This window comes from Micrococcus sp. LASM2_SD2, from assembly GCF_057364565.1.
On the sequence record NZ_JBNFOB010000081.1, the window covers coordinates 1 to 8,818 of the forward strand.

General features: G+C 71.5%; 9 protein-coding genes and 1 pseudogene. All 10 read right to left on the minus strand.

What is annotated here, in order from left to right; all coding sequences use genetic code 11:
• Nucleotides 1-154: 154 nt before the first annotated feature.
• Nucleotides 155-835, minus strand: a complete 681-nt coding sequence (lepB, locus tag AC2W7A_RS06050) for a signal peptidase I (protein WP_485990561.1) — start codon at nucleotides 833-835, stop codon at nucleotides 155-157.
• A complete protein-coding gene (lepB, locus tag AC2W7A_RS06055) occupies nucleotides 832-1,476 on the minus strand; it encodes a signal peptidase I (protein WP_485990562.1) in 645 nt (214 codons plus the stop codon). Before lepB (AC2W7A_RS06055) ends, lepB (AC2W7A_RS06050) begins: the two co-directional genes overlap by 4 nt.
• Nucleotides 1,477-1,591: 115 nt before the next feature.
• Complete coding sequence (gene rplS, locus AC2W7A_RS06060; RefSeq protein WP_485990563.1) at nucleotides 1,592-1,945, minus strand: 50S ribosomal protein L19; 354 nt, start codon at nucleotides 1,943-1,945, stop codon at nucleotides 1,592-1,594.
• 204 nt (nucleotides 1,946-2,149) lie between these two features.
• On the minus strand, nucleotides 2,150-2,854 hold the full coding sequence (gene trmD, locus AC2W7A_RS06065; RefSeq protein ID WP_485990564.1) for a tRNA (guanosine(37)-N1)-methyltransferase TrmD: 705 nt from the start codon (nucleotides 2,852-2,854) through the stop codon (nucleotides 2,150-2,152).
• 3 nt (nucleotides 2,855-2,857) lie between these two features.
• Complete coding sequence (rimM, locus tag AC2W7A_RS06070; protein WP_485990565.1) at nucleotides 2,858-3,427, minus strand: ribosome maturation factor RimM; 570 nt, start codon at nucleotides 3,425-3,427, stop codon at nucleotides 2,858-2,860.
• A gap of 116 nt (nucleotides 3,428-3,543) precedes the next feature.
• On the minus strand, nucleotides 3,544-3,783 hold the full coding sequence (locus tag AC2W7A_RS06075) for an RNA-binding protein (protein WP_485990566.1): 240 nt from the start codon (nucleotides 3,781-3,783) through the stop codon (nucleotides 3,544-3,546).
• A gap of 2 nt (nucleotides 3,784-3,785) precedes the next feature.
• A complete protein-coding gene (gene rpsP, locus AC2W7A_RS06080; protein ID WP_485990567.1) occupies nucleotides 3,786-4,244 on the minus strand; it encodes a 30S ribosomal protein S16 in 459 nt (152 codons plus the stop codon).
• A gap of 223 nt (nucleotides 4,245-4,467) precedes the next feature.
• The gene (gene ffh, locus AC2W7A_RS06085) at nucleotides 4,468-6,051 is read right to left on the minus strand and encodes a signal recognition particle protein (RefSeq protein WP_485990568.1); all 1,584 of its coding nucleotides are present in this window, start codon (nucleotides 6,049-6,051) and stop codon (nucleotides 4,468-4,470) included.
• Nucleotides 6,052-6,252: 201 nt separating this feature from the next.
• Nucleotides 6,253-7,547, minus strand: a pseudogene (locus AC2W7A_RS06090) (ammonium transporter).
• A 302-nt stretch (nucleotides 7,548-7,849) separates the two neighbouring features.
• Nucleotides 7,850-8,818 (minus strand): signal recognition particle-docking protein FtsY (gene ftsY, locus AC2W7A_RS06095; RefSeq protein ID WP_485990569.1); only part of this gene is annotated, 969 nt, incomplete at its 5' end.

The following is an 8,818-nucleotide window of genomic DNA, read 5'->3' on the forward strand; positions in this document are numbered from 1 at the left end:
GCCACCGCCCCGACGACGGCCGGGCCGGCCATGGCGCCGCGTCCGACCTCGTCCATGCCGGCCACCAGCAGCGAAGCGTCCCAGGCCGCCCCGTGTGCCTCGGCGAGCGCGGACTCCAGATGCAGTCCGGCGGTGACGGCAGGGCGGCGCGGGCTCATCGGCCCACCTCCGGAACGTGGGCGAACGCGTCCGGTTCGGAGCCGGCGCTCCCCCAGCGGGACACGGGCCAGATGCGGGCCTCGGCGCGGCCCACCAGGTCGTCCACGGACACGAACCCGGCGCCGGGCCCGTCCTGGTGGGCACGGGAGTCGGCCGAGCGGCTGCGGTGGTCGCCCAGAACCCAGAGTCGGCCTTCGGGGACGACGACGTCGAACGGCTCCACGGACGGGTCGTCGCCCGGGTACAGGTAGGGTTCGGACACCTGGGCGCCGTTGACCGTGATGCCGGCGTCGCCCGGCTCCCACGAGACGTGGTCCCCGGGCAGTCCGACCACGCGCTTGACCACGGTCTCGTCGGCCGGCTCCGGGACGAGCCCGGCGACGCGCAGGGCGGAGGTGAGGGGCCCGTCGTCGTCCGTCCGGGCCGGCAGCCAGCCCTTGGTGTCCCGGAAGACGACGACGTCCCCGCGCCGCAGGTCCATCACCTGCGGCACGAGCAGGGAGACGGCCACACGGTCCCCGACCTGTAGCGTCTGCTCCATCGACTCCGACGGGATGTGGTAGACGCGCACCAGGAACAGCCGCATCAGGCCGGTGACCAGCAGGGTCACGGCCACGATCACCAGGACCTGGCGCAGCGTCGGCCACACGCGCTCCCAGCCCACGGCGCCGTTCATCGCCCGGCCTCCACCGGGGCGGCGCCCTCGGCCTCGACGTCACCGCGGCGAGACGGCGGCCAGGCGATGTCCTCGGCGGTGCCGATCACGGAGTCCAGGCCGATCAGGCCGCCCCCGGGAGCACCGAGCAGGGCGCGGGAGTCCAGGGAGTCGTCGCGGTTGTCCCCGAGCACCACCATGCGGCCCTCCGGGACCTCGAAGGCGAAGGGCGTGGCGCTCGCGGGGTGCTCCGCGTCCACGGCCCGCCCCAGGTACGGCTCGGTCAGCGGCTCGCCGTCGACCTCGAGGCGGCCGTCGTCCCCGCAGCAGCGGACCGTGTCGCCGGGCAGCGCGACGACCCGCTTCACATAGACGTCGGAACGGGCGCCGAACCCCCACCAGACCACCAGGTCCTCCAGGGCACGGTCCAGGCTCGTGCGGGAACGGTAGGGGGCGAGGCTGCCGACGCCGTCGAACACGACGACGTCTCCCCGCTCCAGGCCTGCCCCGCCCTCATGACCGGTGTCCACGCGCACCCGGTCCCCCGGCATCAGGGTGGGCTCCATCGACCCGGACGGGATGAGGTACAGCGGTCCGGCCAGGGCTCTTAGCACCGCGGCCAGCACGACGGCGGCCGCCAGCGTGAGCCCGATGTTCCGCACCCACCGGGTGCCGGAGGCGTCCGCAGGCGCAGAGGAGCCCCGGGACCGACGGGGGTCTCGGGGCTCCTGGTGCGTCATCGCATCACCGGGCACGGCATGCCGCGCCCGAGGACGATCACTTGCCGTCGACGCGCTTCTCGCGGATGCGGGCGGCCTTGCCGTGGCGGTCACGCATGTAGTAGAGCTTCGCGCGACGCACGTCGCCCTTGGTGACGAGCTCGATCTTCTCGATCACCGGGGAGTGCACCGGGAAGACGCGCTCCACGCCCACGCCGAAGGAGACCTTGCGCACGCGGAAGGTCTCACGCACGCCGTGGCCGGAGCGGCCCATGACGTAGCCCTGGAAGACCTGGACGCGGGCGGTCTTGCCCTCGACGATGTTCACGTGCACCTTCACGGTGTCGCCGGGGGCGAACTCCGGGACGTCGGTGCGCAGCGAGGCGTTGTCGAAAGAGTCAAGGATGTGCATGTCACATTCTCCTCACGCGGACGCCACAGGTCCCCCGCGCTGAACAGGCCGGCCCCGTGTCCGTGCAGGACAGGACGGGGTCCGGAAAGCGGTGTGCCCGGGCCCGGCGACGGCCGGCGCCCGGTGGTCCCACTGTTGACGCCGACCCCCTGTGGCAGGTGCGGCGCCCAGCAGACGCAAGGCACCATTATGCCATACCCCGGCTCAGGCGAGCGGCCCCTCCGGGAGCAGGTCCGGACGGCGCAGTCGGGTGCGTTCCACCTGCTGCGCCCGCCGCCACTGGGCGATCTTCCCGTGGTCGCCGGAGAGCAGCACCGGCGGCACCTCGTGGCCGCGCCAGCTGGACGGCTTCGTGTAGACCGGATACTCGAGCAGACCGCCCTCATGGGACTCCTCCACGAGGGACTCCGGGTTGCCGATGACCCCGGGGATCAGGCGGCCGACAGCCTCCACCATCGCGAGCACGGCGACCTCTCCCCCGTTGAGCACATAGTCCCCGAGGCTGACCAGGCGCACGTCGAAGCGCTCCGCGGCCCACTCGAACACGCGCTCGTCGATGCCCTCGTAGCGGCCGCAGGCAAACACGAGGTGCTCGTGCCCGGCCAGCTCCCGGGCCAGCGGCTGGGAGAACACCGTGCCGGACGGGGTGGGCACCAGGAGGGTGGGGCGCTCCACCGGGGAGTCGTCGGCCACGGCGTCGAGGGCCTCCGCCCAGGGCTCGGGCTTCATGACCATGCCGGCTCCGCCGCCGTAGGGGGTGTCGTCCACCGTGCGGTGCCGGTCGTGGGTGTGCTCGCGCAGGTCGTGGACGCGCACGTCCAGCAGGCCGTCCTCACGGGCGCGGCCGATCAGCGAGATGTCCAGGGCGGACAGGTACTCCGGGAAGATCGAGACGACGTCGATGCGCACGGCTCAGGCCTCCGGCTCCACGTCCGGGGTCTGCTCCGTGCCCGGCTCGTTCAGGTCCAGCAGGCCCGGCGGCGGGGTGAGCACCACCACGCCGTGCTCCTCGTCCACCTCAGGGACGATCTCCTCCACGAAGGGCACGAGCACGGGCTCCTCACGACCTTCCACGGCGATCTCGAGCAGGTCCTGTGCGGGACCGGTGATCAGACCCGTCACCGTGCCGATGCGCCGGCCGTCCACCTCGACGGCGAGGTCCAGCAGGTCGCCCTCGTACCACTCGTCGTGCTCGACGCGGTCCTCCGGAGCGGCGAACAGCTGGGTGCCGCGCAGCGCCTCGGCGGCGTTGCGGTCCAGGGACTGCTCGAAGCCGACCACGAGGATCTGCTTGTTCCAGCGCGCCCGCGTGACCGTGAGCTCCGCGGGAGTGCCGACCGGGCCCTGCGCGGTGAGCACGGTGCCCGGGGCGAACCGGGACTCGGGGTCGTCCGTGAACAGCTGGATGGTGACCTCGCCGCGGATGCCGTGCGGCTTGCCGATGCGGGCCAGGCGCACCAGGCCCTCGGTGGGGGTGCTCATGCGGGGATCTCCTCGGTTCGAAGGGGCTGACGGGGTTCTGCGGGAACGACGACGGCCCGCCGCCACCGTTCTACGGGTGGCGGCGGGCGACGTCACGGGGTGTGCCCGAGAGGTGCTCAGCGGCGGCGGTCGGTGTCCACCACGTCCACGCGGACCGGATGGCCGGCCAGGCCGTCCAGCACGGTGCGCAGCGCGGAGGCGGTGCGGCCCTGACGGCCGATCACACGGCCGAGGTCCGACGGATCGACGCGGACCTCCAGCATCTCGCCCCGGCGCTGCTGCCGCGCGTCCACGCGGACGGCGTCCGGGTTGTCCACGATGCCGCGCACCAGGTGCTCGAGAGCCTCGGTGAGCATGCTCACTCGGCCTTCTCGGCCTCAGCCTCGGCGGTCTCGCCCTCGGTGGACTCGGCGGCGTCGGCGGCGTCGGCGGACTCAGCCTCGGTCTCCTCGGCCGGGGCCTCCTCCTTCGGGGCCTCCGGCAGGATCACGGACTCCTTGTCGCCCGCGACGAACGCCTCCTTCTCGGCCTTCGTCTTCAGGGTGCCCTCGGCGCCGGACTCGCCCTTGAACTTCTGCCAGTCACCGGTGACCTTCAGCAGAGCGGCGACCTGCTCGGTCGGCTGGGCGCCGACGGACAGCCAGTACTGCGCGCGCTCGGAGTCGATCTGGATGAACGACGGCTCCTCGGTCGGGTGGTACTTGCCGATCTCCTCGATCGCACGGCCGTCGCGGCGGGTGCGGGAGTCCATGACGACCACGCGGTAGTACGGAGCACGGATCTTGCCCATGCGCTTCAGTCGAATCTTGACAGCCACGTTTGTGGTTTCTCCTGTTTCTGGTCTGAGGTGCGGTGTTCGGCCGGGGACGTGGGGTGCATCCTCACCGGCGCGGACCGCGGGACGGAGCGCGCTGCAGATGATAGAGGGTCGTCCGCGCGCGCTCAGTGCCCTGTCATTGTGCCAGAGATCGGCCCGGAACACACCTCGGGGCGCGCCGCGAGCCCCGTCGTCGGCGCACCCCGAGTCGCGCGGGACCGGCTCAGCGGTCCTTGAGGTACTTGTCGAAGCCGGCCGGCAGGTTCAGGTCCTGGGCGTTGAAGCTCGACGGGTCGAAGTCCTGTCCGAACATGGCGCCCGGGTTCTGGGCGCCGCGGGCACGGCGCTCCTGGATCGCTTGACGCTCGGCGGCGGCCTTCGCCGGGTTGCCGGAGCGGACCTTCTGCTTGCCCTTGCCCTTGCCCTTCTTCCGGGCGCCGCCCTTGCCGGGGCCGGGACCCATGCCCGGCATGCCGGGGACGCCGCCGCCGGAGGCCATCTTCTTCATCATCTTCTGGGCCTGGCCGAAGCGCTCCAGCAGGGCGTTGACCTCGGAGACCGAGACTCCGGAACCCCTGGCGATGCGGGCACGGCGTGAGCCGTTGATGATCTTGGGGGCCACCCGCTCGTGCGGGGTCATCGACTTGATGATGGCCTCGACGCGGTCGATGGAGCTCTCGTCGAACTGCTCGAGCTGCTGCCGCATGCCCTGGGCACCCGGCATCATCATGAGCATCTTCTTCATCGAGCCCATCTTCTTGAGCTGCTGCATCTGGCTCATGAAGTCGTCGAGGGTGAAGTCCTCCTGGTCCGCGAACTTCTTGGCCATCTTCTCGGCCTCGGCGCGGTCCCAGTTCTTCTCCGCCTGCTCGATGAGCGACATGACGTCGCCCATGTCCAGGATGCGGGAGGCCATGCGGTCCGGGTGGAAGACCTCGAAGTCCTTCAGCCCCTCGCCGGTGGAGGCGAACATGATCGGCTTGCCGGTCACGTGGCGCACGGACAGGGCGGCACCTCCGCGGGCGTCGCCGTCGAGCTTGGTGAGGACCACGCCGGTGAAGCCGACGCCCTCGTTGAACGCCTGGGCGGTGGCCACGGCGTCCTGGCCGATCATCGAGTCGATGACGAAGAGGACCTCGTTCGGGTCCACGGCGGCGCGGATGTCCGCGGCCTGCTGCATGAGCTCCTGGTCCACGCCGAGCCGGCCGGCGGTGTCGATGATCACCACGTCGTGGAACTTCGTGTTCGCCTCGGCGATGCCGTCCCGCGCCACCTGCACCGGGTCCCCGGTGGGCGCCTCGAACTCGGAGGACACGCCCGGGTGCGGGGCGTAGACCGGCACGCCGGCACGCTCGCCGCCGACCTGGAGCTGCTTCACCGCGTTCGGACGCTGCAGGTCGCAGGCGACCAGCAACGGGGTGTGGCCCTCGGACTTGAGCTGGTGGGCCAGCTTTCCGGCGAGGGTGGTCTTGCCCGCGCCCTGGAGGCCGACGAGCATCAGCACCGTGGTGCCGGTCTTGGCGTGGTTGATCCGGCGGGTCTCGCCGCCGAGGATCTCCACGAGCTCCTCGTTGACGATCTTGACGACCTGCTGGCCCGGGTTCAGGGCCTGGGAGACCTCGGCGCCGAGCGCACGCTCCTTGATCTGCGCGATGAACTGGCGTACGACCGGCACGGCGACGTCGGCGTCCAGCAGCGCACGGCGGATCTCTCGCGCGGTGGCGTCGATGTCCGCCTCGGTGAGCCGGCCCTTGCCCTTCAGGTTGCGGAAGGTGCTGGCCAGACGATCAGACAGGGAGTTGAACACGGCGGTGGTGGTCCTTCGGAAGGGGTCAGGTGCGGCGTGGACGCCACGGGCCCACGTGCTTCGAGCGCCGACGGCGCCACACCAGGGTAGCAACCCGGAGGCCGCGGACGCGGCCGGGCCCGGTCCGCCGTGCGGCGGGCCGGACTCGGATCCCTGGGCGTGCTCGCGGCGTCCGTGGGGTGCGCGGCCGAGGCGCCCGCCTCAGCGGACGGCGGTCTCCTCGACCGTGCGGTCGGGACGGTACGCGGTGCCGAGGCCGTAGTCGTAGGCGGACTCGGAGTGCAGGGCGAGGTCCAGGCCGCGCTCCTCCTCCTCGGCCGAGACACGCAGGCCCATGACCGCCTTGAGGACGATCGCGATCAGGAACGTCATCACGCCGGTGAACACGAGGGTGAAGAGCACGGCCACGACCTGGGCGATCAGCAGCTGGACGTCGGCGCCGTAGAACAGGCCGCCCATGCCCTCCTCGGCCACCAGCTCCGGACGGCCGACCACGCCGATCATGACGGTGCCGACGATGCCGGCGATCAGGTGCACGCCGACCACGTCGAGGGAGTCGTCGAAGCCGAGCCTGTACTTCAGGTTCACGGCCAGGGCCGCACCGGCACCGGCCAGCAGGCCGATGACCACGGCGCCGATCGGGTCGACGAAGGCGCAGGCAGGGGTGATGGCGACGAGGCCGGCGACGATGCCGGAGGCGGTGCCCAGGGAGGTCGGGCGGCCCCGGCGGGCGACCTCGACGACGATCCAGCCGAGCATCGCGGCGGCCGGGGCGGCGAGGGTGTTGACCCAGATGAGGCCGGCGATCTGGACGTCCGTGGCGCGCCGCCGTTGAAGCCGAACCAGCCGAACCACAGCAGGGTGGCTCCGAGCATCACGAACGGGATGTTGTGCGGGCGGTGGCCCGGGTCCACGCCGAAGCCGGCGCGCTTGCCGAGCATCAGGGCCAACACGAGGGCGGCCACGCCGGCCGCGGTGTGGACCACGAGGCCGCCGGCGAAGTCGACCGCCTCACCCACGACGGAGCCGATCGCGCCGTCGGCGGAGAGCAGGCCGCCGCCCCAGACCATGAAGGCCATCGGGCAGTAGACGAGCGTGACCCAGAGCGGGACGAAGACGCACCAGGTGCTGAACTTGGCACGGTCGGCGACGGCACCGGAGATGAGGGCCACCGTGATGATGGCGAACGTCGCGCCGAAGCCGATGCCCACGAGGTCCTCGGTGTTCACGGCGCCGTAGAGGCCGACATCGGCGAACGGGTCGCCGACGATCCCGGCGAAGCCGTCGCCGCCGGTCATGTTGTGGCCCCACAGCACCCAGACGACGCCGATCAGGCCCATCGAGACGAAGGACATCATCATCATGTTCAGGGAGGCCTTGGCGCGCGTCATGCCGCCGTAGAAGAAGGCCAGTCCGGGGGTCATCAGCAGCACGAGTCCGGCACAGACCATGGTCCACACCGCCTCGGCGCTCAGGGGGGTCAGCTCGACATCCATCTGTGTCGTCCTCTCCGTGCATCGTGGGGGGGTGTCGCAGCGGTGTCCGGAGGGGACGTGTTCCGGCGCCGCGACCTGTGACCAGGGTCGCGCGCGCATGTTGCCCGATGCGGGCGCCCGTGTTGCACGGAGGTAAGGAAGTGTTTCCGGCGTGTGACATGGCCGACACCGCCCGGTGGTGTCCGGCACGGCCCGGTGCCGTCCGCACGTCGCACGGGTGGAGGGACGACGACGGCTCCGTCACCTCGTGAGGTGACGGAGCCGTCGTCGTGGGGTCCCCTTGGCCCGCGGGGACGGGCGGGTCAGTCGGCGAGCAGCGCGTCGACGAAGCCCTCGGCGCTGAACGGCGCGAGGTCGTCGGCGCCCTCGCCCAGGCCGATGAGCTTCACCGGGACGCCCAGCTGACGCTGGATGGCGACCACGATGCCGCCCTTGGCGGTGCCGTCGAGCTTGGTGAGCACGATGCCGGTGACGTCCACGACCTCCGCGAAGACCTTCGCCTGGGTCAGGCCGTTCTGACCGGTGGTGGCGTCCAGGACCAGGAGGACCTCGTCCACCTCGCCCTGCTTCTCGATGACGCGCTTGATCTTGCCGAGCTCGTCCATGAGGTTGGCCTTGTTCTGCAGGCGGCCGGCGGTGTCCACCAGCACGACGTCCGCCTCCTGGCGGATGCCCTCGGAGACGGCCTCGTAGGCCACCGACGCCGGGTCGGCGCCGTCCTTGTCCGAGCGGACGGTGTCCACGCCCACGCGGGCGCCCCAGGTGGCCAGCTGCTCGGCAGCGGCGGCGCGGAAGGTGTCCGCGGCGCCGAGGACGACCTTGCGGTCCTCGGCCACCAGCACTCGGGCCAGCTTGCCCACGGTGGTGGTCTTGCCGACGCCGTTGACGCCCACCACCATCGTGATGGCCGGGCGGTCGCCCTTGCGGGAGGCCTCGATGCGACGGTCCATGGTCGGGTCCACCATGGTCAGCAGCTCCTCGCGCAGCAGCGCACGGACCTGCTCCGGGTCCCGGGTGCCCTCGACCGTGACGCGGTCACGCAGGCGGTCGACGAGCTCCAGGGTCGGCTCCGTGCCAAGGTCCGCCATGAGCAGGGTCTCCTCGACCTCGTCCCAGACATCCTCGTCGATGCGGTCCTGGGACAGCAGGGCGAGCAGGCCCTTGCCGAGGACGTTGTTGGACTTCAGCAGCCGGGCACGCAGGCGCTGCAGACGCGAGCCGGCGGCCTCCGGGCGCTCGACCTCGGGCTCGGCCGAGCCGGCGCCTGCTCG